Source organism: Streptomyces cinnabarinus (genome assembly GCF_027270315.1).
Taxonomy (GTDB): Bacteria; Actinomycetota; Actinomycetes; order Streptomycetales; family Streptomycetaceae; genus Streptomyces; species Streptomyces cinnabarinus.
In genome coordinates, this window is sequence record NZ_CP114413.1 from 2045245 (window position 1) to 2068470 (window position 23226).

Below are 23226 nucleotides of genomic sequence, written 5' to 3' on the forward strand. Positions count from 1 at the left end.
AGGAGCGGTGGTCCCCGGCCCGCGCAACGAAGCGAGTGACTCGTCAGCGTACGCCAGTCCGCGCCGGTGCCGAGTGGCGGACCTCTCAGACTCCGGACGGAACACGTGTGGCGTACGCCACTTTCCCGCCCCCTGCCGAGCACGCCCCGGCGGGCCTTCCGGTTCCCTGCCGCACAGATAATCGAGCCCGTGACCGATCTTTCCGCCCGCCCCGCTCCACGTCCGTCCCAGCGGCTCTCCCCGCGCGTACGCCAGGTGGCTCCGGCCCTGCTGGGGTACGCGGCCGTGCGCGCCCTCGGACTGCTCACGCTGGCGCTGTGGAGCGCGGCGCGCGACAAGAGCGCCTGGACGCTGCTGACCGCCCGCTGGGACTCGCTCTGGTACACCAGGGTCGCCGAGCTGGGATACGGCTACGAGGTGCGGCTGCCGAACGGCGACGTCCACTCGAACCTGGCGTTCTTCCCGCTGCTGCCGTGGCTGGAGCGGCTGGGCGCGGCGGTCAGCCCGCTGTCGGCGGCGGACGCCGGGTTCCTGGTCGCGGTCTTCGCCTCGCTCGCCGCCGCCTGGGGGATCTTCGCGGTCGCCGAGCACGTGTACGGCGACCGGGCCGCGGTCTGCGCGGTGCTGCTGTGGGCGGTGCTGCCGGTCGGGATCGTGCAGTCGATGGCGTACAGCGAGTCACTGTTCACGGCGCTGGCGGCCTGGTCGCTGTACGCGGTGCTGACCGGGCGCTGGGTGACGGCGGGCTCCCTGGCCCTGCTGGCGGGGCTGACCCGGCCGGTCGGGCTGGCCGTGGTGGCGGCGGTGTGGGCGGGCGCCATTGCCTCGTTCGTGCGGGACCGAGGCGCGGCGCCCTCCGGCGGCGCGCGGGACCCCGGACGCGCCCCCTCCCCCACCGGCGGTACAACGCCGCCGGGCGCGTCCGTCACCCGGCGCGCCCTCGGCATGCTGCTCGCGCCCCTGGGCGCCGCCGGCTACGTCCTGTGGGTCGGCCACGACACGGGCAAGGGCCCGCTCGGCTATCTCGACGTCCAGGCCGGCTGGCGCAACGGCTTCGACGGCGGCTACGCCTTCGCCCGTTTCGTCGCCGACAAGTTCACGTCGATTCCCTCGGCGCTCGCCGGACTCGCCCTGATCGCCGGAGTCGGTCTCGTGGTCTGGCTGTACGTCGTCTGTGTGCGCCAGAGCCAGCCGCTCCCGCTGCTGGTGTACGCGGGTGTCGTCACCGCGCTCGCGCTGTGCGCGTCGAGCTACTTCGGCTCCAAGCCGCGCCTGCTGATGCCCGCCTTCCCGCTGCTGCTGCCGCTCGCCCTGGCGCTGGCCCGGACACGAACGCGCAGGTCGGCCCCGATCCTGGCGCTGATCGCGGTGGCGTCGGCGGTCTACGGGGCGTTCTGGCTGAACGGCTCCGGTCCGCCGTGATCCCTTCTCGGGCGCTCGATGATCGCCAGGAGAATTCAAGGCCAGCTTTCGGTGAACGAATTCATAAACCAGATAAAACCGTGCGCTGGAATGATCAAAGGAATTGAAGGGCGCGGCTGCCGCTGATTGCGAAGTCGTAGGAAATTGGCCGCTCCCTGAGAGGAATCCCACATCACATCGTCATCACAAACCGGCGGTATGGACGGGGTTCTGAGCTCACTCGCTGTAACGTCGATTGGGTGCGTACCGAACGAAACCTCACCCGTCTGGACCGGGTGTTCGCGAGGCTGGACCGTGAGCCGGAACGGCCGGCCCACATCGATGTGCCGAAGATGAGCAGGCACCGGGTCGCCCTTTTCTCGGCGACCCTGGCCTTCTACGGCGCCATCGTGTGGGCCGTGGTCATCACCTCGTGGCTGGTCCGACTCGACTGGCAGGTCATGTTCTTCCGGCCGTACCAGCAGTGGTCGGAGATCCACGCATTCGTCGACTACTACGTGGTGCTCGGCCAGCGCGGCCCCACCGCGGTGATGATCGCGGCCTGGCTGGGCTGGCGCTCCTGGCGGCAGCACACGCTGCGGCCGCTGCTGGCGCTGGCCACCTCACTGCTGCTGCTGAACGTCACGGTCGGTGCCGCCAAGATCGGCATGGGCCGGCTCGGACCGCACTACGCGACCACCGTCGGCTCCAACGAGATGTGGCTCGGCGGCGATATATTTCCCAGCGGCCACACCGCCAACGCCGTGGTGACCTGGGGAATCCTGGCGTATCTGGCCTCCACCCCGGCGGCCCGCCGCTGGCTGTCCGCGCTGTCGGCGGTGACCTCGCTGGGCGTCGGCCTGTCCACCGTCTACCTCGGTACGCACTGGCTGAGCGATGTGCTGCTCGGCTGGGCCGCGGGGCTGCTGATCCTGCTCGCGCTGCCCTGGTTCGAGCCGCTGATCGCCCGCGCCGAGGCCGGGATCTTCGAGCTGCGCGACCGCTGGCGGGCCCGCCGCGCCGGTACGGCGCCCGCGCCGACCGCCCCCGTCGAGGTCCCGGTGCTGCTCAAGCCGCGTGAGTCGGCGCAGGACGTCTCCCCCACGGCCCGTACGCCGAGGGCGCCGGTCTATCTGGCACCCGGCCCGCACACGGCCCGTTCGGAGCGCACCCCGGTCACTCCGGTCGGCAGCCGCAGACCACCCCAGACCGACCGCGGCACCCGCGGTACGCCTTCGGCGGCACGCCCCTGACGGGCGGTTGGCCGACGCGGGACGGCGGGGCTCGGTACGCACAACCAGTCCCCGCAGCGACGGCCCCGGTTCCTCTCCGTGAGGAACCGGGGCCGTCGTCGTCGCTCGGCTCAGCCCTTCCAGGCCCTGGTCACCACGCCGTCCCGCACCTCGAAGTTCAGGCGGCCGCTCAGGTATTCCATGGTGATGATCGCGCCCGGCGGCAGCGACCGTACGGTGGTCCAGCCCCGTTCGCGGGCCAGCCGCTCGGCTCGGTCGGCCGGCAGGCCGAGATAGCTGTCGGGCTGGTCCTGGGGCTCTGCGGGGGGTTTCGGAATCGGTGCCATGCCGCCACGCTAGGCCCTGTCCGGCGGCTCGGGCCAGGGAAGCCCGCACCTTGGGGACTCATCCCCCTCCGGTCACACTTCTGTCACAGGATCACGACACGCGTTTCGCCCTAACTGCGTCACACGTACGAGCGGTTCCGTACGCCTTTCGCGGGCATTCGAACGTAATTCCCGCGTGTCGCGACGGCTCCCCCAATAGGCCGTCGGAAAGTGCCGGAAGAACTCCCCCCGGACTCCTTTCTCCCCCCGATTCCGCAACGGTTCCAGGGAACTGACGCCGCACCGGAATTGCGTCACCGCGGCACGGACCCCGCGTACGCCCCCTGTCGGAGCGTGCGGCGGCGCGAGCATGATGGCGTGGGCTCGCGGGCACGCGCGGCGCGGGCTTCAGCGGGCCCGGGGCAGGCGAGCGAAGGGGCGAGCGAGCGATGGGCACTCAGACCGTGCAGACGCCGGTACGACCCGTGCGGACCAAGCACAAGGGGCGGGTGATCGTCGACTGGCTGACCACCACCGACCACAAGAAGATCGGTCACCTGTACCTGATCACGTCGTTCGCGTTCTTCCTGCTCGGTGGTCTGATGGCGCTGCTGATGCGGGCCGAGCTGGCCCGGCCGGGGCTCCAGCTCATCAACAACCAGCAGTTCAACCAGCTGTTCACGCTGCACGGCACGATCATGCTGCTGCTCTTCGCGACCCCGGCGTTCGCGGGCTTCGCCAACGAGCTGATGCCGTTGCAGATCGGCTCACCCGATGTCGCCTTCCCCCGGCTGAACATGCTGTCGTACTGGTTCTACCTGTTCGGCGGCCTGATCGTGATCAGCTCGCTGGCGGTGCCGTCCGGGCCCGCCGACTTCGGCTGGTTCGCCTACGCGCCGCTCAACAGCCTGGAGCGTTCCCCGGGCATCGGGGGCGATCTGTGGATCATGGGGCTCGCGCTGTCCGGGTTCGGCACGATCCTCGGCGCGGTCAACTTCATCACCACGATCATCGGGATGCGCGCGCCCGGCATGACGATGTTCCGGATGCCGATCTTCGTGTGGAACACGCTGTTCACGTCGATCCTGATCCTGATGGCGTTCCCGGTGCTGGCCGCGGCGCTGCTGTGCCTGGAGGCCGACCGGCGCTTCGGCTCGCACATCTTCGAGGCGGCCAGCGGCGGCGCGCTGCTGTGGCAGCACCTGTTCTGGTTCTTCGGCCATCCCGAGGTGTACATCATCGCGCTGCCGTTCTTCGGGATCATCAGCGAGATCATCCCGGTCTTCGCACGGAAGCCGATGTTCGGCTATCTGACCCTGATCGGGGCGACGATGGCGATCACCGGACTGTCGGTGGTGGTGTGGGCGCACCACATGTTCGCCACCGGCGCGGTGTTGCTGCCGTTCTTCTCGTTCATGAGCTTCCTGATCGCGGTGCCGACGGGAGTGAAGTTCTTCAACTGGACCGGCACCATGCTCAAGGGCTCGCTGTCCTTCGAGACACCCATGCTGTGGTCGGTGGGCTTCCTGGTGACCTTCCTGTTCGGCGGCCTGACCGGGGTGATCCTGGCGTCCCCGCCGATGGACTTCCACGTCACGGACACCTACTTCGTGGTCGCGCACTTCCACTACGTCGTCTTCGGCACCGTCGTCTTCGCGATCTTCGCCGGGTTCTTCTTCTGGTGGCCGAAGTTCACCGGGAAGATGCTCGACGAACGGCTCGGCAAGATCCAGTTCTGGACGCTGTTCATCGGCTTCCACACCACGTTCCTGGTGCAGCACTGGCTGGGCGCGGAGGGCATGCCGCGCCGGTACGCCGACTATCTGGCCGCCGACGGCTTCACCGCGCTGAACACCGTCTCCACCATCGGCGCCTTCCTGCTCGGCCTGTCGACCCTGCCGTTCCTCTACAACGTCTGGAAGACGGCGAAGTACGGCGAGAAGGTCGAGGTCGACGACCCCTGGGGCTACGGCCGTTCGCTGGAGTGGGCGACCTCCTGCCCGCCGCCCCGGCACAACTTCACCACTCTGCCCCGGATCCGCTCGGAGTCCCCGGCATTCGACCTGCACCACCCCACGTTCGCGGAGCTCGCTCCAGAGCCCGCGAAAGCCGGTCCCGAGCGGTCCTGATGGCGTCGGTCAGCTCGACCGGCTCCAGCACCTCGAACTCGAAGCCCAGCAGCATCACATGGATCACCATCACGTCCAGGTTGCCGGCGCCGGTGCGCAGCAGGCAGCTGCGCGGGCCCTCGGGCTCCAGCACCCCGGCGGAGGGCGAGATGTGCTCGGCGGCCTCTCTGAGCGGCACCAGCAGCCGGACCAGGGCGTGTGCGGCGTACGCGCGCGTGGAGACGCCCTGGGAGACATAGGCGGCCAGGTCGTCGGCGGGTGGGCGGCGCGGGGTGAAGCGGGGGCCGTGCGGCGGTCTGGGCGCGATGCGGTCGACCCGGAAGATGCGCCAGTCGTCCCGGTCGAGGTCCCAGGCGACCAGGTACCAGCGCCGCTCGGTGCACACCAGGCGGTGCGGTTCGGCCCGGCGGCGGCTGAGCGTGCCGTCGTGGCCGCGGTACTCGAAGCGCAGTTGCTCGGAGTCCCGGCACAGATGGGCCAGTTCGGTGAGGACTCCGGGGTCCACGGCGGAGGGCTGGTCGCGCAGCATCGGCACGGTGAAGGCGTTCAGGGCGCTGACCCGGCGGCGCAGCCGGTTGGGCAGGACCTGTTCCAGCTTGGTCAGGGCCCGTACGGAGGTCTCGCCGATGCCCTCGATGCCCTGTCCGGCGGCGGTGCGCAGTCCGACGGCGACGGCGACCGCCTCGTCGTCGTCGAGCAGCAGCGGCGGCAACTCGGCGCCCGCGCCCAGCTGGTACCCGCCGCCGGTGCCGGGACTGGCGTTGACGGGGTAGCCCAGCTCGCGCAGCCGCTCCACGTCCCGCCGCACGGTGCGGGGGGTGACACCGAGGCGGTCGGCGAGCTGGGCGCCGGACCATTCCCGGTGGGCCTGGAGGAGCGAGAGCAGGCGCAGCAGTCGTGCCGAGGTCTCCAACATGGCGCCGAGTCTGCCAGCGCAACCGGACAGTAACGGTCCGCAATGCTCAACTCACGCGCACTGGGGTGACAGAAATGGACACACCGATGTCACTGCGGTCATAGCCGTCCCGGGCTCAGGGCTTGTAGGCCAACTGCGGTACGTCGAAGCAGGTGTGGTCCATGTCGCCCTGGGACACCCAGCCCCGTCCGTCCTCCCAGCGGGCCACCGACAGACATGCCCGGCGGGTGGCCGGCGGCTCGGGCAGCTGCTCGAAGCGGACGGGAAGCAGCAGGCCGTCGGCGGTGTAGCCCTGGCTGCGGCTCATCCAGCCGTCGACGCACGCGCGCGTGACGCCCTCCTCGGCGCAGTCCCGCGCCGCCTCCGTGAACCATTGCGCGGCCGCCCACCCCTCCAACTGCCACTGCGAGTGCGTCTTCAGACCCTCGGTCGCGTCCCGGAACTCCTGTACGGCCGGGTGCCCGGTGTCCTCGAAGTTACGGCTGGATCCGGTCGCCCACAGGGCGTTGCGGCAGCGCGGGGCGTCCTTGTAGTCCTCGGCGACGGTGGACGTCCAGTTCTGTACGTTCGTCACCTTGGCGGTGAGTTCGACGCCGGCGTCGTCCATGGCCGCGCACAGCCGGGCGTTGCCGTGGCTGTCGATGGCGTCGAAGACGAGGTCGGCGCCCTGTTCCTTCAGATCGGCGGCGACGGCGCGGAAGTTGGGCAGCGCGAAGTCGACCTGCTCGGTGATCACCTCGTACCCCTCGGCCTTCAGGCCCCGCTCGACGAGCCGCGCGTAGGCGGCGGACGCGGACTGGTTGTAGGAGACGACGGCGGCGGTGCGGGCACCGTGCTCGCGCTTGAAGTAGCGGTAGACCTCGGTGCCGCCGTACAGCTCGCCGTCCCAGCCGACCGTGCCCTCGCGCGGGGCGAGGCTGCCGTAGATGCCGTACAGATGCGGCCAGGTGTCGTACGCGGCGCCGATGGGCTGGCCGCCGATGTCGGGCACGCGCGCGCGGGAGACGAGGGAGGCGCCCGCGTAGTCGAGGGCCGTGGTGGCGACCAGGGCGACCACCTCGTCCTCGTCGATGAGCCGGTGCACGCACTCGTTGTTGCCCACCCCGCTGCCGCCGTCGTCGCACAGCCGCACCTCGACCGGCCGCCCGTCGACGCCCCCGCGCGCGTTGAGCCACTCGAAGTACGCCTTGGCGCCGTCGCGCGGGCCGGTGAAGGCGTCGCCGCCGACGGGGCTGGTGGCGCTGGTGATGATGCCGACCCGGATCGGCTCGGCGGCAGCGGACGGCGTCGTACGGCCGCCGCCCTCGAAGTCGCTCTCCGGCAGCCGGCTGCCGCAGGCCGCGCTCAGCGCGAGCAGCAGCAGCGCGGCTACCGCCTCAGCAGCCCGGGACCGGCGAGGCCGAGCCATTGCCGCTCAGTTGCACCAGCGCGCACAGCGTCTTGGCGGACACCTTCCAGGTGCCGTCCTGCTCGACGGCCGTCCCGGCGGCGTCCGGCAGGGCGGTGGCGCCGTTCAGGGTGAGCGTGTAGGTCACGTCCGCCTCGGTCGCGGAGGTGAAGGCCACCTCGGTGACCTGGGCGCCGACCTGTCCGCCGCGCTCGTCGCCGCTGAACGCCTGGAGCACGGGCGCCATCTGCTCGCCGTTCTCCAGGACGGTCTGCTTGTCCGCCATGGAGGTCTTCGGGTCGAAGAACTTCTGCCAGTTCTCCTCGACCTCCTGCTCGGCGGCGGCCGCGTCGGCCGGTGCCGTGGCGGGGGCGCTCGTCGTGCGCTCGATCGACGGCGAGGGCGGGGGTGTGTCGCCGCCGCCTCCCTCGTCGTCACTGCAGGCCGCGAGGGCGGGGGCGAGGAAGAGCAGCAGGGCGGCCGCCAGCGCCGTACCGCGTCCCGTGTTCCGCCGACTGAGGTCGCTCCCGAGAACCATCTGGCTCACCACCGGGTGTCGGTCCGGGCCGGGTGCGCCCGGTGCTTTCAGGGTCAGCTCACAGGAGGCATAGTGCAAGCCATCGGCTGACATGGACAGACATATGACGTGTGAAGCCAGAGGAGCCTGAGATGCGGACAGCCCGACTGCGGACCGTGCACCCCGTCCTGTGGGCCGGCTGGGCCGCCCTCGCCGCGGGCGCCGTGCTGTGCGTGCTCGGCTGGTACGGCGTCTCGGGCGAGCGGTTCGCCGAGCGGCAGCTGCCCTACCTGGCGTCCTGCACGGTCCCCGGCGCCGCGCTGATCGTCGCCGGGGCGGTGCTGCTCACCCAGGGCCGCAACGCGCTCGCCGCCGCGCGCGTGGAGGAGCTGTACGGCCTGCTCGTGGCCGCCGAACCGGTCGACGCCGAGGGACCGGGGCAGGCGCCGACGACACCGCTCGCGGTCAGTGCGGATCTGCTGATGGTGCCGGGCGGCACGCTCTGGCACCGCGCGGACTGTCCGCTGGTGGCCGGGAAGGCGGAGGCGGTGCCGGTCGACGCGAGGCTGGTGAGGAGCGGCGAACTGGGCCCGTGCCCGATCTGTGAGCCCGCCGAAGCGGACGACTGATGTCCTCCCTCACGTACGACCTCACCCTGGCCGGTCTCTCGGTCGGCAGCGCCGCCGCGCTCACCGGGATCGGTCTGGTCGTGACCTACCGCGCGACCGGCGTGCTCAACTTCGCGCACGGCGCCATCGCCATGGTGTGCGCGTACGCGCTGCGGCAGTGTGTGGTGGAGTGGGGCTGGCCGCTGTGGGCGGGGGCCGCGGTGACCCTGCTGGTCCTGGCACCCGCGATCGGCATGGCGCTGGAACGCTTCGTCTTCCGCCCGCTGTCCGTCCTCGGCAGCGACCCCGCGCAGACGCTGGTGGCGTCCATCGGGGTGTTCGTGCTGCTGGTGGGCGGGGCGGCGCTGCTGTGGGGGCAGGGGGCGCGGGACGACGCACCCGAGGTACTCATGTCGGCGGACCCCTGGGGACAGCTCGCGGTCGCCCTGGTGCTGGCCGCGGCGGTCGGGGCGGTCATCCGGTGGACGCGGTTCGGGCGGGAACTGCGGGCGGTCGTGGACGACCGGCAACTCGCCGTGCTGGGCGGGATCGACGCGGACCGGGTGGCCGCGGCGGGCTGGGCGTTCGGCTCGTTCACGGCGGGCCTGACGGGCGTACTGCTGGCGCCGTACGTCCGGCTGGACCCGTACGGGCTGCCGCTGCTGGTGATGGAGGTGGTGGCGGTAGCGGTGGCGGCCCGGATGCGCAGCCTGCCGGTGGCGGTGCTGACAGCCCTGGGTATCGGCGTGGCGCAGAGCCAGTTGACGCGGCTGCACCCGTCGGGCTGGGGCGAGCCGCTGCTCCAGGCGGTCGGCGCGAATCTGTTCGTGGTGGCCCTGCTGATCGCCGCGCTGGCCCTCCCCCGCATCGGCATCCGCGACGCGCTCCCCCGCACGGCGACCGCGCGCGTGCCGACCCCGCCGGGCGCCTGGATCGTGGCGGTCATGCTGTTCCTGCTGCCACTGGGCTTCGCGGGCACGGACCTGCATACGTCGGTGCAGGTCCCGGCCCTGGGAGTGATCCTGCTGTCCCTGGTCGTGGTCACCGGCCGGGGCGGCCAGATCTCCCTGGGCCAGGCGGCCTACGCGGGCCTGGGCGCCCTCTTCACGGCGCTTCTGGCGGCGGGCCGCTTCCCGGGCCTGCCACGCCTGCCGGAGCTGGCGGCGCTGGCCGTGGCGGTTCTCCTGGTGGCCCCGCTGGGCCTCCTGACGGGCTGGCCCGCGATCACCCGCAGAGGTCTGGCCCTGGCCCTGGCGACGTTCGCGGTGGGCGTCGGAGTGAGCCGCTTCGTCTTCGCCCAGCCTTACGCGACGTCGGGCCTCTCGCTCGGCCGCCCGGCGGGCTTCGAGGGAGACCGCGCGTACTACGTACTGGAGTTGCTCCTGCTCGGCGCGGCCCTTGTGGCGACCAGAGCCCTGCGCACGGGCCGAACGGGCCGCGCCCTGGCGGCGATGCGCGACCACGAAGCGGGCGCGGCGGCCTCCGGCGTACGGGTCCCGTCCCTGAAACTGCTGGCCTTCGTCTCGGGCGCGGCGCTGGCCGCCCTGGGCGGCGGCATGCTCGGCATGGGCCTGCGCGCCTTCGACCCCGCCGCCTACGACCCCGTCCGCGGCCTCCTCTGGTTCGCCGCGGTCATGGTCCTGGGCGCCGACAGCACCCTCGGCGCCCTGGCCGCGGCGGCCCTCCTGGTGGGCCTCGACGCGGGAGCCCGAGGAGGCGTGGCAGCGGCCCTGATCGGCGTACTGGCAGTCCTGGTGGGCCGCTTCCCCGGCGGCCCATACGAGGCCCTGCGCGGGGCGGCGACCCGACTACGGCTCCGGCGAAGGGCGAAGCTGACGGGGCGGGGGGCGGCGGTGCGGGGCCGGTTCCGGCGGCAATCCAAGTCCGAACCACCGGCAGCCGCCGACGGCGCTGAGCCCCCACCAGGGCCACCAGCGCCTGTCCACGAAAGCCGCACGGGCGGTGCGCGTGGGAAACACCACCCGGCCGGAGGCCGGGTGCCCACCCTCGAAGCCCGCGCGCTGGAGGCAACCTATGGCGGATTCAAAGCCCTCGACGGAGTCGACCTCCATGTACCCGCCGCCCGGATCACCGCCGTCGTCGGCCCCAACGGCGCCGGAAAGAGCACCCTCTTCCACTGCCTCGCGGGCACCCTCCACCCCACCCAGGGCCACATCCACTACGGCGACCGGAACATCACCCACCTCCCCGCCCACACCCGCACCCGCCTCGGCATCGCCCGCACCTTCCAGCAACTCGCCGTCTTCCCCTCCCTCACAGTGGCCGAAAACATCCGGGTAGGCGCGGAGCAAGGCCACACCCCCGACCCCGCAGCCGTAGCGAGAACCCTCCGCCTCCTCGGACTCGACGACCTGCGGGACGCCCCCGCCGCCGACCTCCCCACCGGCACCCTCCGCCGCGTCGAACTCGCAAGAGCCCTCGCCGGAAACCCCCGGGTCCTCCTCCTGGACGAACCCGCCGCGGGCCTGGACACGACGGAGATCACCGCACTGGCGCGGGTCCTCAAGGCCCTCGCGGCCGACGGCACCGCACTCCTCGTGGTCGAGCACGACCTCGACCTCGTCGCCGACCTCGCGGACGTCGTGCACGTCATGACCGCGGGCCGGGTCATCGCCTCCGGCCCCCCGGACCACGTCCTGGACACCCTCGGCGCCCAGGAGACCCCCGTATGACCATCTCCCTGCGCCACGCGCGCGTGCGCTACGGCCCGCTGGAAGCGCTGCACGGCGTCACCCTCGCCGCCGCCCCCGGCCTGACGGTCCTGCTGGGCCGCAACGGATCGGGCCGTACGACCGCGCTGCGGGCCCTGGCCGGGACCGTCCCCCTGGCCGCGGGCGCGGTGGTGTGGGACGGCGTCGACGTGACCCGCGTACCGGCGTACGAACGCGCCCGCCGCGGCCTGTGCCTGGTCCCGGAACGCCAGGCGGTCTTCGGCTCGCTCACGGTTCGCGAGAACCTCGAACTCACCGCCCCCGCCCACGACCGCGCCCTGGACGCCTACCCCCACCTGGAACCCCTGCTCCCACGCCGGGCGGGCACCCTCTCCGGCGGCGAGCAGCGCATGCTGGCCCTGTCCCGGGCCCTGCTGGCCCGCCCGCGCGTCGTGCTCGTCGACGAACCGACGCAGGGCATGTCCCCGGCGGTGGCGACCCGTACGTACGGACTCCTCGCCGCACTGGACGCCTGCGTGGTCCTCGCCGAACAACGGCTGCCGCCGGTCCTGCGCGACCACCCGGTGCTGGTGTACGAACTGCGCCGGGGCGCCGTCGTGTTCAGCGGCGAGGCGGCCGAGCTCAGGCGTTCGTCAGAGGCAGCCCGAAGGCCGCCGAGGACCGGGTCGAAGTCTTCGGAATGACGAGCAGCATGCCGGGCTTCAGACGGTCCGGATCGGCGCCGATCGTCTTCTTGTTGGCCTTGTGGAAGGCCGGCCAGCCGCCCTTGACCTGGTACTTGCGGGCGATCGCGGAGAGCGTGTCACCGGATTTCACCGTGTGCATCCGGCCCTTGAGCCCGTACCGCTTCGCACACACGGGCCAGGCCCCCCAGCCCTGCACGGCCAGCACCTCCTGCGCGACCAGGATCTGCTCCCCGCGCGTGGCGAGGTCCGCGCGCCGGGCGTACTTCAGGCCGCCGAACTCCTTCCAGGTGGGCTGCCAGAACTGGAGTCCGCCGTAGAAGCCGTTGCCGGTGTTGATGTGCCAGCGGCCGCTGCTCTCGCACTCGGCGACACAGCCCCAGGGCCACTGGTCCTTGGCACAGGCGTACGGCGCGCGCGTGGACGGCGTTCCGGGTGCGGGCGGTGGTGGCGCGGCGTGGGCGCCGCCGGGGGCGAGGGCGAGCAGGGTGGCCGTGACGGCGAGGGTGATCGGCGTGCGGTACATCGGCCCACGCTAAGCAGCGCGGCGCGCGGGCCCGTCCCGGCGCGTCGGTGCGCCGAGGGGCCCCACCCGGTCGGCGGACCGACGGGTGGGGCCCTGCGCCCGGCCGAGGGGGAGCCGCGCCTAGATGTCGAGGCGCTGGCCGGGCACGATCACATCGGGATCGGCGCCGATGACGGCCTTGTTGGCGGCGTGCAGCCGCTGCCAGCTGGTCCCGTACCGGGCGGCGATGCCGCTCAGGGTGTCGCCCTGCCGTACGACGTAGTCGCCGCGGGAGAAGCCGCGGTCGGTGTGGCCCGAGGAGCGCTCCGGCGCCTTCGGCGGAGCCGCCTTGGTCGTCGCCGGTCCGGCCGCGGGCGCGGCGGCCGCGGGTGCGCTGCCGTACGCCCCGGCGCGCGCCGAGCAGGTGGGCCAGGCGCCCCATCCCTGGGCCCGCTGGACCTTGGTGGCGACGGCGATCTGCTGGTCCTTGCTCGCCTGGTCGGCGGTGGCCGCGTACGCCGTGCCGCCGTACGCGCTCCAGGTGCTCGCGGAGAACTGGAGTCCTCCGTAGTAGCCGTTGCCTGTGCTGATGTGCCAGTTGCCGCCGCTCTCGCACTGGGCGATGCGGTCCCACACTCCGCCGTCCGCCGCGGCGGCGTTGCCGGTCGCGGCCAGCAGTCCGAGCGGGGCGAGCAGGGCCGCCCCGGCGAGGACCGCCGTCGTACGTGCCCTACGGGCGTTGTCGCGAGTGGTATCGGCACATTCGGACATGGAGTTCCCTCCCGACTGACCCGGGCTCCCCCAAGGCGGCGCGCGTTCCGCGAACTGGGTCGCGGTGGTCGCGCTCCGCCCCGTCCGCCGGTGGGGTCGAACTCACGAGCTGAACTGACGGTGGTGCGGCCGACGGACGTACCCGAGCGGTGCTCTGTGCACACGGCCGAGGAATGTAGGGAGAAGGGCTGCCCGCTATCAACCAACTCCTTGTCATTCCTGGCCAGTTCATCGTTACCGCAGGTATCGGCGATTTCCGGCCACCCACTTCATTCGCCGATTTCCTGATTTGTCGACCAGTCAGCTCGTCGATCTGTGACTCACTTCACCGAACCAACTACCTTGACCCAGCAAGGACTTGACCAGGAGTGCGCGATTCCGCACCCACGGTGACCGTCCGCGACGGATGGTTCGATTCCGTTCGCCCTGATGCGTGACTCCCGCCACAGATCAGCCGTTGTCATCTTCATGAGCCCGGGGCCCACCCGGATCACGGGCCGGGAGCCACCCGGCCGCGCCACGTACCACATCCCGAGGGAGCCCCCCGTGCCGCGCATGCTCGACGTCAGCGACGAGGTACGCGCCGAGATCGGCGACGATGAAGCCGACCGGCTGCTCGCCGGCGACAACGCCCCCGGCAGTTACGACTGCACCTCCTGCCGCACTCCGGGCGACTCCGGCCAGGAGCGCACCAGCACCGTGCTGTTCATCGGCGACGAGACCGCCGTCCTCGCCTTCGCCCACGCCACCTGCCTGCCCTCGCAGGTCGTCCAGGTCACCGAGGAGCAGCTCCAGGGGGCGGTGCGCTCCATCACCGGCGACTCCGTCGACCTGGAGCCGGACAAGGTCGTTCCCGAGCAGGCGGTGCTCGGCGTGACCAGCGGACTGGTGCTGATCGCCGGGGAGTTGCACCCGGCGCTGGTCGTGGAGCCGACCGGGCCCATCGTCCGGCCCGGCTCCACCGCCCTCGGCGACGACTTCCTGCCGCTGCTGATCGAGCAGGGCTTCATGCCGGTCACGGCGATCGACTCGGTGCCGCCCGTGCTGCACGGCTGGTCGGTGCTGCTCGCCATGGGCCAGCTGCACGCGGTGCTCCAGCCGGGCACCAACGGCGGTCAGCCGGTGGCCTGGTGGCAGGCGCACCAGCCGCTCCAGGTGACCGAGGGGTGGCGGGCCGCGGCCAACAAGCACCAGCAGGTACTGATGTTCGCGGCGCCAGTGGGGTCCATCGGGCGGCAGCCTCGGGAGGATCTGCTGCGGGACGCCCTCGACAAGGCTGCGGCCAATGGGAAGTTGGTCGCCTCCGCGCTGCCTCTCGCGGGGACGTGAGCGCCCCATGACGTAGGTCCTCCGGCCGCATCCCTTGATGTGCCCGGTCGTTTGGACATACGTGCACGCATACGATGTTTCTCCATCGGCAACGCCGATCTACGACGCGCTCTATGCCGAGTACGTCAAATCCTTCCGCACACTGCCGGGTGACCGCAGTGGCGAGGAGGAGCTGGGGTTCACCGCCTTCGGGAACATCCCGCACAGTACGGGCTCCTACGGCGGCCACCGGCCGGGGTCCTTCAGCAGCTCGTACAGCGCCTACAGCGCGGGCGCGCACAGCGCCCGGCAGTCGCAGTGGCAGCGCGTCGGACACATCGGGCCGCAGGCGACCGGCACTCCGTCGGCCCTGCAGCCCGTCCCCCGCAGAAACATCTGAACGACGAAGAGGGCGGCCCCGGTCAGGGGCCGCCCTCTTCGTCGTACCGCGTCCTGCGGTTACTTCTTCCGGCCGCGCTTCTCGCGGACCCGGACCGAGATATGGATCGGGGTTCCCTCGAAGCCGAACTCCTCACGCAGCCGGCGCTCGATGAAGCGCCGGTAGCCCGCCTCGATGAAGCCGGAGGCGAAGAGCACGAACCGCGGGGGCTTGGTACCGGCCTGGGTGCCGAAGAGGATGCGCGGCTGCTTGCCGCCCCGGATCGGGTGCGGGTGGGCGGCGACCAGCTCACCGAGGAAGGCGTTGAGCCGTCCGGTGGGGACCCGGGTCTCCCAGCCCGCGAGGGCCGTCTCGATCGCCGGGACCAGCTTCTCCATGTGCCGGCCGGTCTGCGCCGAGACGTTCACCCGGGGCGCCCAGGCGACCTGGGCGAGCTCGGTCTCGATCTCCCGCTCCAGGTAGTAGCGGCGCTCCTCGTCGAGGGTGTCCCACTTGTTGTAGGCGATGACCATGGCGCGGCCCGCCTCGACGGCCATCGTCACGATGCGCTGGTCCTGGACGGAGATGTTCTCCGAGGCGTCGATCAGGACGACCGCCACCTCGGCCTTCTCCACGGCCGCCGCGGTGCGCAGCGAGGCATAGTAGTCGGCGCCCTGCTGGAGGTGGACCCGCTTGCGGATACCGGCCGTGTCGACGAACTTCCAGGTGACACCGCCGAGTTCGATCAGCTCGTCGACCGGGTCCCGGGTGGTGCCCGCGAGTTCGTTGACGACGACGCGCTCCTCGCCCGCCACCTTGTTCAGCAGCGAGGACTTGCCGACGTTCGGGCGGCCGATCAGGGCGATCCGGCGGGGGCCGCCGACCCCGGTGCCGAAGGTCTGCTCGGGCGCGTCCGGCAGCACTTCCAGGACGGCGTCCAGCATGTCGCCGGTGCCGCGGCCGTGCAGCGCGGAGACGGGGTGCGGCTCGCCGAGGCCGAGGGACCACAGATAGGTGGCGTCCGCCTCGCCGCTCGGGCCGTCCACCTTGTTGGCGCACAGCACGACGGGCTTACCGGCCTTGCGCAGCAGTCGTACGACGGCCTCGTCGGTGTCGGTCGCGCCGACCTTGGCGTCGACGACGAAGACGACGGCGTCGGCGGCCTCGATGGCGTACTCGGCCTGCGCGGCCACGGAGGCGTCGATGCCGAGGACGTCCTGCTCCCAGCCGCCGGTGTCGACGACCTTGAAGCGGCGTCCGGCCCACTCGGCCTCGTACGTCACGCGGTCACGGGTGACGCCGGGCTTGTCCTCGACGACGGCCTCGCGGCGCCCGATGATGCGGTTGACGAGGGTCGACTTGCCCACGTTGGGGCGGCCGACGACGGCGAGGACGGGCAGCGGACCGTGGCCCGCCGCCTCGATGGCGCCCTCGACGTCCTCGATGTCGAAGCCCTCTTCCGCGGCGAGCTCCATGAACTCCGCGTACTCGGCATCGCCAAGTGCTCCGTGGTCGTGCGCCTCGCCCGAGCCCTCGGAGTGGATCTGGTCGTTCATGAAGTCCGTACCTCGTTCAGTGTGGTGATCGGTGGAACGCCCGGATTTCGGGTGATCCACTACTCAAGTGTCGCCTAGCGGCCGGTGAGCCGCCTGGCGTTTTCCAGGTGCTCGGTCAGCTGCTTCTGGATGCGCTCGGTCGCCTCGTCCAGCGCCCGGCGGGTGCGCCGGGCGCTGCCGTCGCCCGCGTCGAACGGGTCGCCGAAGACGACGTCGACGCGGGAGCGCAGCGCGGGCAGCCCCTTCGTCAACCGGCTGGGCCGCTCGGTGCTTCCCAGCACGGCGACCGGCACAATCGGCGCGCCGCTGCGCACCGCGAAGTAGGCGAGCCCGGCGCGCAGGGAGGCGAAGTCGCCCTCGCCACGCGTGCCCTCGGGGAATATCCCGAGGACGCCACCGCTCTCCAGGACGCCGAGCGCCCGGGTGATCGCGGTGCGGTCGGTGGTCGTGCGGTCCACCTTCAGCTGGCCGATGCGGGTCAGGAAGGGGTCGAGCGGCCCGACGAACGCCTCCTTCTTGATCAGGAAGTGCGTGGGCCGGGGCGCGACGCCCATGACCATGGGGCCGTCGATGTTGTGGGAGTGGTTGACGGCGAGGATCGCCGGACCGCTCGCGGGCACCCGCCAGGCGCCCAGCACCCGCGGCTTGAACAGCCCGTACATCAGGCCGACGCCGATGCGCCGCCCGACCTCGGCACCCCGCGCCGAAGGCAGCTCGGTCACTTCCCGGCCCGCTTCTCCTCGACGAGCGTCACGACGCACTCGATGACCTGCGTGAGGGTGAGCTCGGTGGTGTCCACCTCGACCGCGTCCCCGGCCTTGGCCAGCGGCGAGGTCTTCCGGGAGGAGTCGGCGGCATCCCGCTTGATCAGGGCCTCGCGGGTGGCGTGGACGTCGGCGCCCTTCAGCTCACCGCTGCGGCGGGCGGCACGGGCCTCCGGGGAGGCGGTGAGGAAGATCTTCAGATCGGCGTCGGGCAGCACGGTCGTGCCGATGTCCCGGCCCTCGACGACGATGCCGCCCTCGGCGCCGGACGCGATGGAGCGCTGCAGCTCGGTGATCCGGGCCCGCACCTCGGGCACCGCGCTGACCGCGCTGACCTGGGAGGTGACCTCCTGGGTGCGGATCGGGGCGGCGACGTCGGTGCCGTCGACGACGATGGTGGGGTTCGCCGGGTCGGTGCCGGAGACGATGTCCGGCTTGCCGGCCGCGGCGGCGATGGCGTGCGGGTCGTCTATGTCGATGCCGTTGGTCACCATCCACCAGGTGATCGCCCGGTACTGGGCGCCGGTGTCGAGGTAGCTCAGGCCGAGCTGCGCCGCGACGGCCTTCGACGTGCTCGACTTGCCCGTGCCGGAGGGGCCGTCGATGGCGACAATCACGGGCTGGGCGGCGCCGTTTTCCACGGGGGGACACCTTCCTGGTGCGCTTCGGAGGGGTGTGCGGGGCGCGATCGCGCCCCGCACAAGGTTACTGGGTGCGCATCACTCGTCCGGACGCGCGCGTCACTGGCGGATCGCCCAGCCCCGCTCCCGCAGCGCCGCCGTCAGCATCGGCACCGCGTTCGGCTCGACCATCAGCTGCACCAGACCGGCCTGCTGCCCGGTCGCGTGCTCGATGCGGACGTCCTCGATGTTGACCCCGGCCCGGCCGGCGTCGGCGAAGATACGGGCCAGCTGTCCGGGCTGGTCGTCGATCAGGACCGCGACCGTCTCGTAGAGCCTCGGCGCGGAGCCGTGCTTGCCGGGGACCCGGACCTGTCCCGCGTTGCCGCGCCGCAGCACGTCCTCGATCCCGGCCGAGCCCGCGCGGCGCTTCGACTCGTCCGAGGACTGCAGGGCCCGCAGCGCCTGCACCGTCTCGTCGAGGTCAGCGGAGACGTCCGCGAGGAGGTCGGCGACCGGTCCCGGGTTGGCGGAGAGGATGTCGATCCACATCCGGGGGTCGGACGCGGCGATCCGGGTCACATCCCGGATCCCCTGCCCGCACAGCCGTACGGCCGCCTCCTCCGCGTGCTCCAGGCGGGCGGCGACCATGCTGGAGACCAGATGCGGCATGTGGGAGACGAGCGCCACGGCCCGGTCGTGGGCGTCCGCGTCCATGACGACCGGAACGGCCCGGCAGTGCGAGACCAGCTCCAGGGCAAGGTTCAGGACCTCGGTGTCGGTGTCCCGGGTGGGCGTGAGCACCCAGGGGCGGCCCTCGAAGAGGTCGGCGCTCGCGGCCAGCGGTCCGGACTTCTCCCGGCCCGACATCGGATGGGTGCCGAGGTAGGCCGACAGATCGAGGCCCAGCGCCTGGAGCTCGCGCCGCGGCCCGCCCTTGACGCTGGCCACGTCCAGGTAGCCGCGCGCCGCACCGCGCCGCATGGCGTCGGCGAGCACCCCGGCCACATGGGCGGGCGGCGCGGCGACGATCGCGAGGTCCACGGGCCCCTCGGGCGCCTCGTCCGTCCCTGCTCCGAGCGCGGCCGCGGTGCGGGCCTGCTCCGGGTCGTGGTCGGCGAGGTGGACGACGACGCCCCGGCTCACCAGGGCGAGCGCGGCGGAGGTACCGATCAGGCCGGTGCCGATGACGAGTGCGGTTCTCACTGGGCGATGTCCTTGCGCAGGGCGGCCGCGGCACCGAGGTAGACATGCGCGACCTCGGCCCGGGGCAGCTCGGACTCGATGTGCGCGAGCACCCGGACCACCCGGGGCATGGCACCCTCGATGTCCAGTTCCTGCGCGCAGATCAGGGGCACGTCCACGATGCCGAGCTTGCGGGCCGCGGCGGCCGGGAAGTCGCTGTGCAGATCGGGCGTGGCCGTGAACCAGATGCTGATCAGGTCGTCGGTGGTCAGGCCGTTGCGCTCGAGGACGGCGGTGAGCAGGGCCCCGACCCGCTCGTCCATGTGGCCGGCCTCGTCCACGTCGAGTTGGACGGCGCCCCGGACCGCTCGTACCGCCACGGCTTGGCTCCCTTGCTGCTGTACGGATCGACTGCACGGATCGGTTCTGTGCGCATCCAGCCTAGTCAGCGCCCGCCGGACGGGTACGCGACGCCCGCCCGTTGAGACGTCCGAACAACCCGATTTGTTCCGGTGCCTCCAGAGTTGCTTCGTCTTCGGTGCTTTCAGTGTCAAGATGACGACATGACCTCCCGGCCGAAGCGGCGCACCATCCTTCTCGCCACCGGAGCGGCGGCACTCGTCGCGGGTTGTGGCGACTCAGGCGACGACGGCGGATCCACCGAGCAGACCGCCGAGATCACGGAGACCCCCGGGACCGGTGAGTCCCCCGACGCGGCCGGCCAGGAGCTGACCACGACGGACGACATCCCGGTCGGCGGCGGCAAGATCTTCAAGGACGAGAAGGTCGTGGTGACCCAGCCGGAGGAAGGCGAGTTCAAGGCCTTCTCGGCGATCTGCACCCACCAGCAGTGCATCGTCGCGAACGTCGAGGGCGGCACGATCAACTGCACCTGCCACGGCAGCAAGTTCAGCATCACGGACGGCGCGGTGGAGAACCCGCCGGCGACCAGGCCGCTGCCCGCGGAAGAGATCGCGGTGGAGGGAAATTCGATCCGCCTGGTGTGAGGAGCCCCGTACGCTCCGGATCATGCGCCCCGAGATCCTGGTCCGCGACCACACCGTCTACGCCTGTGTCATGGGTTCGCGTGCCTTCGGTCTGGCCACGGACGGCAGCGACACCGACCGCCGGGGCGTCTTCCTCGCCCCCACTCCCCTGTTCTGGCGCTTCGACAAGCCGCCCACGCACATCGAGGGCCCGGCCGAGGAGCAGTTCAGCTGGGAGCTGGAGCGCTTCTGCGAGCTGGCGCTGCGTGCGAACCCCAACATCCTGGAGTGTCTGCACTCCCCGCTCGTGGAGTACGTCGACGACACCGGCCGCGAGCTGATCGAGCTGCGCGGCGCCTTCCTGTCCCGGCAGACCCACGACACGTTCGCGCGCTATGCCGTCGGGCAGCGCAAGAAGCTCGAAGCGGACGTCCGCAACCACGGCGCCCCGCGCTGGAAGCACGCCATGCATCTGCTGCGGCTGCTGATGAGCGTCCGCGATCTGCTGCGCACCGGCGAGCTGACCATCGACGTCGGTGATCAGCGCGAGCCGCTGCTGAGCGTGAAGCGCGGCGAGGTCCCGTGGCCGCGGGTCGAGTCGTGGATGACCGCTCTGGCGGAGGAGACCGAGCGGGCCGCCGAGCGGAGCCCGCTGCCCGCCGAGCCGGACCGGCGGCGCGTGGAGGACTTCCTCGTGCGCGTCCGCCGTGCCTCAGCCCTCCAGCCGGACCCGTACGACGAGGTCGTGCAGCGCGTCGTAGACGGTAGGGGCGTCGGGCAGGGCTGACGCGGCCTGGGCCTCGTCCAGCAGGGCGTGCAGCCGCTCCACATCACCCTCCACGCGCGCGTGGTCGACCTCGGCCGCCCCGTGCTCCCGTTCCGTCTTGGCCGCGATCAGCTCCGGCAGGTAGCCCGGTGCCTCGGTGACCTCCCCGAGGAGGGTCGGCAGATGGGCCTGCACCTCGCCGCCGCGCATCAGATGGATGCCGGTGAGCAGCACCCGGAAGGTGTAGAGCAGCGGCTTGAGCTCCCTGGTCTTGGTGAAGAGCCGCCACTGGGTGTTGGCGAAGCCCCGGTAGTGATGCGCGTGGTGGCCGGTGAGGACGCCGGGGGCGAGCGCGGCCAGCTCGCGGTGCGCGTCGGTGGTGTGCACGACGAGCGGGGAGAGCAGCTGCTCCAGGACGTAGCCGTTGCGGCGGAGCATCAGCCGGACGAACTTGCGCAGGTCATGGGTGACCAGGTCCATCTCCGCGCCGTCCCGGTCCCACATCCGGGACCGGGTCTCGGCGGGCTCACGCAGCCCGAGCAGGTCGGCGGCGGGCAGCAGGTGCACGCCCCGCAGGTCCACGTCGGAGTCCCGGGACGGGAAGCCGTACAGATGGGCGCCCGAGACGGTCGCGAAGAGCACCGGGTCGGGCTGTTCGGCGACGACGGGCGCGAGGTCGATGTCCAGGGCGTCGATCATCCGCTAAGCGTCCCAGAGGGCGCCGAGGGTGAGCAGGTCGCCCCGGTACTCGATCCGGTCCGCCCACTCCCTGGGCCATGCATCGGCGCCGAGGTACGCCCCCGCGAAGGCGCCCGTGAGGCACGCGATGGAGTCGGAGTCGCCTGAGGTGCAGGCGGCCCGGCGCAGCGCCGTGACCGGTTCGTCGACGAGGAGCAGGAAGCACAGCAGTCCGGTGGCCATGGCCTCCTCGGCGATCCAGCCCTCTCCGGTGGCCAGGCACGGATCGGTCTCGACCGAGCCCTCCCGCACGGCCTCCTGGAGCCGCTCCAGGACGCCCAGGCACTCGTCCCAGCCGCGCGCGATGAAGTGCTCGGGGCTCGGGTCGTGGCTGCGGGCCCACAGGTCGCCGAGCCAGGTGTGGTGGTAGCGGGTGCGGTTGTCGTAGGCGTACGACCGCAGCAGTCCGACGAGTCCGGTCGGCTCGGCGCCCTGGGCGAGCAGCCGTACGGCGTGGGCGGTGAGGTCGGAGGCGGCGAGCGCGGTGGGGTGGCCGTGGGTGAGCGCGGACTGCAACTGGGCGGCGCCCGCGCGTTGTTCGTCGCTCAGTCCGGGGGCGAGGCCGATGGGCGCGACGCGCATGTTGGCGCCGCAGCCCTTGGAGTCGATCTGGCCGGCCTCCTGCCAGGGGCGGCCCTCGGTCTTCAGGAGGTTGCAGGCGACAAGGCAGGTCCGGCCCGGCGCCCGGTTGTTCTCGGGCGACTGGTACCAGTTCACGAACTCCTCCCGGACCGGCCGCTCCAGCCGCTTGGGCGCGAGCACGCCCCGGTCCATGGCCGTGCGCAGCCCCTTGCCCAGCGCCAGCGTCATCTGGGTGTCGTCGCTGACGATCGCCCGCTTCGGCAGGTCCAGCTCCCGCCACGGCCCGAACATGGCCAGGATCGACGGCACGTCGTTGAACTCGGTGGGGAACCCCATCGCGTCCCCGAGGGCGAGGCCGATCAGGGCACCGGTGGCGGCGCGCTTCTTCACGAGGGCGGTCATGCGGAGGGTCCTTCCGGGGTCGGCCGGAGCAGCGGTGGATGGAGGGCGGTGGCGGTGCCCGCGCGGTACAGCGCGGCGGGCTTGCCGCGGCCGCCGGTGAGCCGGGAGGCACCGGGGACGGCCTCGACGAAGCCGGGCGTGGCGAGCACCTTGCGGCGGAAGTTGGGCCGGTCGAGGGGCGTGCCCCACACGGCCTCGTAGACCTGTTGCAGCTCGCCGAGGGTGAACTCGGGCGGGCAGAACGCGGTGGCGAGGCAGCTGTACTCCAGCTTGGCGCCGACGCGTTCATGGGCGTCGGCCAGGATCCGGTCGTGATCGAAGGCGAGGGGCCCGGCTCCGTCGTACGGCACCCAGCGGGCGTCCGCCGCGTCGCTGCCGCCGTGCACGTCGGGCGCGTCGGGCAGGAGGGCGGCGAAGGCGACCGAGACGACCCGCATCCGGGGGTCGCGGCCGGGCTCGCTGTAGGTCCGCAGCTGTTCCAGATGGAGCCCGGAGACATCCGACAGGCCGGTCTCCTCGGCAAGTTCACGCCGGGCCGCCGTCTCCGCGGACTCGTCGGGCTGCACGAAGCCACCGGGCAGCGCCCAGCGCCCGGCGTAGGGCTCCTGTCCGCGCTCGACGAGCAGCACGTGCAGGGCGCCGGAACGGAGCGTGAGGACGGCGAGGTCGACGGTGACGGCGAAGGGTTCGTAGGCGTGCTTGTCGTACTCCACACCCACCTCCTTTAATAGTCAGTACGACCATAAAGCAGGTGGATGCGAACTGGCAAGCC

24 protein-coding genes are annotated in these 23226 nt (G+C 71.7%); 10 read left to right on the forward strand and 14 right to left on the reverse strand.

The annotated features are described in order from the left end of the window. Positions 1-189: 189 nt before the first annotated feature. Complete coding sequence (locus STRCI_RS09205) at positions 190-1422, forward strand: mannosyltransferase family protein (RefSeq protein ID WP_269658369.1); 1233 nt, start codon at positions 190-192, stop codon at positions 1420-1422. 239 nt (positions 1423-1661) lie between these two features. After that, the gene (locus tag STRCI_RS09210) at positions 1662-2654 is read left to right on the forward strand and encodes a phosphatase PAP2 family protein (protein WP_269658370.1); all 993 of its coding nucleotides are present in this window, start codon (positions 1662-1664) and stop codon (positions 2652-2654) included. A 110-nt stretch (positions 2655-2764) separates the two neighbouring features. Here the strand turns inward: STRCI_RS09210 and STRCI_RS09215 are convergent, their stop codons facing one another. Next, complete coding sequence (locus STRCI_RS09215) at positions 2765-2980, reverse strand: I78 family peptidase inhibitor (protein WP_269658371.1); 216 nt, start codon at positions 2978-2980, stop codon at positions 2765-2767. A gap of 428 nt (positions 2981-3408) precedes the next feature. On the opposite strand from STRCI_RS09215, the gene ctaD reads away from it, so the two are divergent. Next, positions 3409-5088: an aa3-type cytochrome oxidase subunit I gene (gene ctaD, locus STRCI_RS09220; RefSeq protein ID WP_269658372.1), complete on the forward strand. Its 1680-nt coding sequence runs from the start codon at positions 3409-3411 to the stop codon at positions 5086-5088. On the opposite strand, the gene STRCI_RS09225 is transcribed toward ctaD, so the two are convergent. The 3 genes from STRCI_RS09225 to STRCI_RS09235 all read right to left on the reverse strand — a co-directional run bounded on the left by STRCI_RS09225 (position 4979) and on the right by STRCI_RS09235 (position 7929). Continuing rightward, positions 4979-6004, reverse strand: a complete 1026-nt coding sequence (locus STRCI_RS09225) for a helix-turn-helix transcriptional regulator (RefSeq protein WP_269658373.1) — start codon at positions 6002-6004, stop codon at positions 4979-4981. The two genes, ctaD and STRCI_RS09225, sit on opposite strands and share 110 nt — an antisense overlap. A 115-nt stretch (positions 6005-6119) precedes the next feature. After that, positions 6120-7412, reverse strand: coding sequence for an ABC transporter substrate-binding protein (locus STRCI_RS09230; protein WP_269658374.1), 1293 nt, complete (start codon positions 7410-7412; stop codon positions 6120-6122). Next, positions 7381-7929 carry an MTB12 C-terminal domain-containing protein gene (locus STRCI_RS09235; protein ID WP_269658375.1) on the reverse strand — a complete coding sequence of 183 codons (549 nt, stop codon included), beginning with the start codon at positions 7927-7929 and terminating at the stop codon, positions 7381-7383. Before STRCI_RS09235 ends, STRCI_RS09230 begins: the two co-directional genes overlap by 32 nt. Positions 7930-8060: 131 nt before the next feature. On the opposite strand from STRCI_RS09235, the gene STRCI_RS09240 reads away from it, so the two are divergent. Genes STRCI_RS09240 through STRCI_RS09250 form a run of 3 tightly spaced genes read left to right on the forward strand, consistent with a single transcriptional unit; the run spans position 8061 to position 11892 of the window. Then, positions 8061-8537: a hypothetical protein gene (locus STRCI_RS09240; protein ID WP_269658376.1), complete on the forward strand. Its 477-nt coding sequence runs from the start codon at positions 8061-8063 to the stop codon at positions 8535-8537. After that, positions 8537-11209, forward strand: a complete 2673-nt coding sequence (locus STRCI_RS09245; RefSeq protein WP_269658377.1) for a branched-chain amino acid ABC transporter permease/ATP-binding protein — start codon at positions 8537-8539, stop codon at positions 11207-11209. Before STRCI_RS09240 ends, STRCI_RS09245 begins: the two co-directional genes overlap by 1 nt. Continuing rightward, positions 11206-11892, forward strand: a complete 687-nt coding sequence (locus STRCI_RS09250) for an ABC transporter ATP-binding protein (RefSeq protein ID WP_269658378.1) — start codon at positions 11206-11208, stop codon at positions 11890-11892. Before STRCI_RS09245 ends, STRCI_RS09250 begins: the two co-directional genes overlap by 4 nt. Here STRCI_RS09250 and STRCI_RS09255 read toward each other — a convergent pair. Together STRCI_RS09255 and STRCI_RS09260 are read right to left on the reverse strand one after the other, a co-directional pair. After that, positions 11831-12418: a LysM peptidoglycan-binding domain-containing protein gene (locus tag STRCI_RS09255; protein WP_269658379.1), complete on the reverse strand. Its 588-nt coding sequence runs from the start codon at positions 12416-12418 to the stop codon at positions 11831-11833. The two genes, STRCI_RS09250 and STRCI_RS09255, sit on opposite strands and share 62 nt — an antisense overlap. Positions 12419-12538: 120 nt before the next feature. Continuing rightward, positions 12539-13168, reverse strand: a complete 630-nt coding sequence (locus STRCI_RS09260; RefSeq protein ID WP_269658380.1) for a LysM peptidoglycan-binding domain-containing protein — start codon at positions 13166-13168, stop codon at positions 12539-12541. Positions 13169-13714: 546 nt separating this feature from the next. Here STRCI_RS09260 and STRCI_RS09265 point away from each other — a divergent pair. Beyond that, a complete protein-coding gene (locus STRCI_RS09265; RefSeq protein WP_269658381.1) occupies positions 13715-14497 on the forward strand; it encodes a hypothetical protein in 783 nt (260 codons plus the stop codon). 61 nt (positions 14498-14558) lie between these two features. Then, the gene (locus STRCI_RS09270) at positions 14559-14876 is read left to right on the forward strand and encodes a hypothetical protein (RefSeq protein WP_418953318.1); all 318 of its coding nucleotides are present in this window, start codon (positions 14559-14561) and stop codon (positions 14874-14876) included. A 59-nt stretch (positions 14877-14935) separates the two neighbouring features. Here the strand turns inward: STRCI_RS09270 and der are convergent, their stop codons facing one another. The 5 genes from der to aroH form a co-directional block, all read right to left on the reverse strand. Further along, on the reverse strand, positions 14936-16411 hold the full coding sequence (gene der, locus STRCI_RS09275) for a ribosome biogenesis GTPase Der (RefSeq protein ID WP_269658383.1): 1476 nt from the start codon (positions 16409-16411) through the stop codon (positions 14936-14938). A gap of 74 nt (positions 16412-16485) precedes the next feature. Further along, positions 16486-17133: a lysophospholipid acyltransferase family protein gene (locus tag STRCI_RS09280; protein WP_269658384.1), complete on the reverse strand. Its 648-nt coding sequence runs from the start codon at positions 17131-17133 to the stop codon at positions 16486-16488. After that, positions 17130-17816, reverse strand: coding sequence for a (d)CMP kinase (gene cmk, locus STRCI_RS09285; protein ID WP_269658385.1), 687 nt, complete (start codon positions 17814-17816; stop codon positions 17130-17132). Before cmk ends, STRCI_RS09280 begins: the two co-directional genes overlap by 4 nt. Positions 17817-17915: 99 nt before the next feature. Beyond that, entirely contained in the window at positions 17916-19001 is a 1086-nt protein-coding gene (locus STRCI_RS09290; RefSeq protein WP_269658386.1) for a prephenate dehydrogenase, read from the reverse strand. Beyond that, positions 18998-19360 (reverse strand): chorismate mutase, encoded by a 363-nt coding sequence (gene aroH / locus STRCI_RS09295; protein ID WP_269658387.1) that lies wholly within the window; start codon positions 19358-19360, stop codon positions 18998-19000. Before aroH ends, STRCI_RS09290 begins: the two co-directional genes overlap by 4 nt. A gap of 183 nt (positions 19361-19543) precedes the next feature. Between aroH and STRCI_RS09300 the strand changes: the two genes are divergently transcribed. Together STRCI_RS09300 and STRCI_RS09305 are read left to right on the forward strand one after the other, a co-directional pair. Continuing rightward, positions 19544-19987 (forward strand): Rieske (2Fe-2S) protein, encoded by a 444-nt coding sequence (locus STRCI_RS09300; RefSeq protein ID WP_269658388.1) that lies wholly within the window; start codon positions 19544-19546, stop codon positions 19985-19987. 22 nt (positions 19988-20009) lie between these two features. After that, positions 20010-20753: a nucleotidyltransferase domain-containing protein gene (locus tag STRCI_RS09305; protein WP_269658389.1), complete on the forward strand. Its 744-nt coding sequence runs from the start codon at positions 20010-20012 to the stop codon at positions 20751-20753. On the opposite strand, the gene STRCI_RS09310 is transcribed toward STRCI_RS09305, so the two are convergent. From STRCI_RS09310 to STRCI_RS09320, 3 genes are read right to left on the reverse strand one after another with little or no spacing between them, the layout of a single operon-like run. Then, positions 20679-21431, reverse strand: coding sequence for a nucleotidyltransferase domain-containing protein (locus STRCI_RS09310; protein ID WP_269658390.1), 753 nt, complete (start codon positions 21429-21431; stop codon positions 20679-20681). The two genes, STRCI_RS09305 and STRCI_RS09310, sit on opposite strands and share 75 nt — an antisense overlap. Before the next feature lie 3 nt (positions 21432-21434). Then, a complete protein-coding gene (locus STRCI_RS09315; protein ID WP_269658391.1) occupies positions 21435-22454 on the reverse strand; it encodes an ADP-ribosylglycohydrolase family protein in 1020 nt (339 codons plus the stop codon). Continuing rightward, positions 22451-23167 (reverse strand): NUDIX hydrolase, encoded by a 717-nt coding sequence (locus tag STRCI_RS09320; protein WP_269658392.1) that lies wholly within the window; start codon positions 23165-23167, stop codon positions 22451-22453. The genes STRCI_RS09315 and STRCI_RS09320 overlap by 4 nt, the downstream gene beginning before the upstream one ends. Positions 23168-23226 lie beyond the last annotated feature (59 nt).

Bases quoted from the DNA above. Each gene is read 5' to 3' on its own strand.
- STRCI_RS09310 (WP_269658390.1), bottom strand. From the start codon at position 21,431: ATGATCGACGCCCTGGACATCGACCTCGCGCCCGTCGTCGCCGAACAG.
- STRCI_RS09245 (WP_269658377.1), top strand. From the start codon at position 8,537: ATGTCCTCCCTCACGTACGACCTCACCCTGGCCGGTCTCTCGGTCGGC.
- STRCI_RS09255 (WP_269658379.1), bottom strand. From the start codon at position 12,418: ATGTACCGCACGCCGATCACCCTCGCCGTCACGGCCACCCTGCTCGCC.
- STRCI_RS09225 (WP_269658373.1), bottom strand. From the start codon at position 6,004: ATGTTGGAGACCTCGGCACGACTGCTGCGCCTGCTCTCGCTCCTCCAG.
- STRCI_RS09315 (WP_269658391.1), bottom strand. From the start codon at position 22,454: ATGACCGCCCTCGTGAAGAAGCGCGCCGCCACCGGTGCCCTGATCGGC.
- STRCI_RS09305 (WP_269658389.1), top strand. From the start codon at position 20,010: ATGCGCCCCGAGATCCTGGTCCGCGACCACACCGTCTACGCCTGTGTC.
- STRCI_RS09235 (WP_269658375.1), bottom strand. From the start codon at position 7,929: ATGGTTCTCGGGAGCGACCTCAGTCGGCGGAACACGGGACGCGGTACG.
- STRCI_RS09215 (WP_269658371.1), bottom strand. From the start codon at position 2,980: ATGGCACCGATTCCGAAACCCCCCGCAGAGCCCCAGGACCAGCCCGAC.
- STRCI_RS09250 (WP_269658378.1), top strand. From the start codon at position 11,206: ATGACCATCTCCCTGCGCCACGCGCGCGTGCGCTACGGCCCGCTGGAA.
- STRCI_RS09300 (WP_269658388.1), top strand. From the start codon at position 19,544: ATGACCTCCCGGCCGAAGCGGCGCACCATCCTTCTCGCCACCGGAGCG.
- STRCI_RS09240 (WP_269658376.1), top strand. From the start codon at position 8,061: ATGCGGACAGCCCGACTGCGGACCGTGCACCCCGTCCTGTGGGCCGGC.
- STRCI_RS09260 (WP_269658380.1), bottom strand. From the start codon at position 13,168: ATGTCCGAATGTGCCGATACCACTCGCGACAACGCCCGTAGGGCACGT.
- der (WP_269658383.1), bottom strand. From the start codon at position 16,411: ATGAACGACCAGATCCACTCCGAGGGCTCGGGCGAGGCGCACGACCAC.
- STRCI_RS09230 (WP_269658374.1), bottom strand. From the start codon at position 7,412: ATGGCTCGGCCTCGCCGGTCCCGGGCTGCTGAGGCGGTAGCCGCGCTG.
- ctaD (WP_269658372.1), top strand. From the start codon at position 3,409: ATGGGCACTCAGACCGTGCAGACGCCGGTACGACCCGTGCGGACCAAG.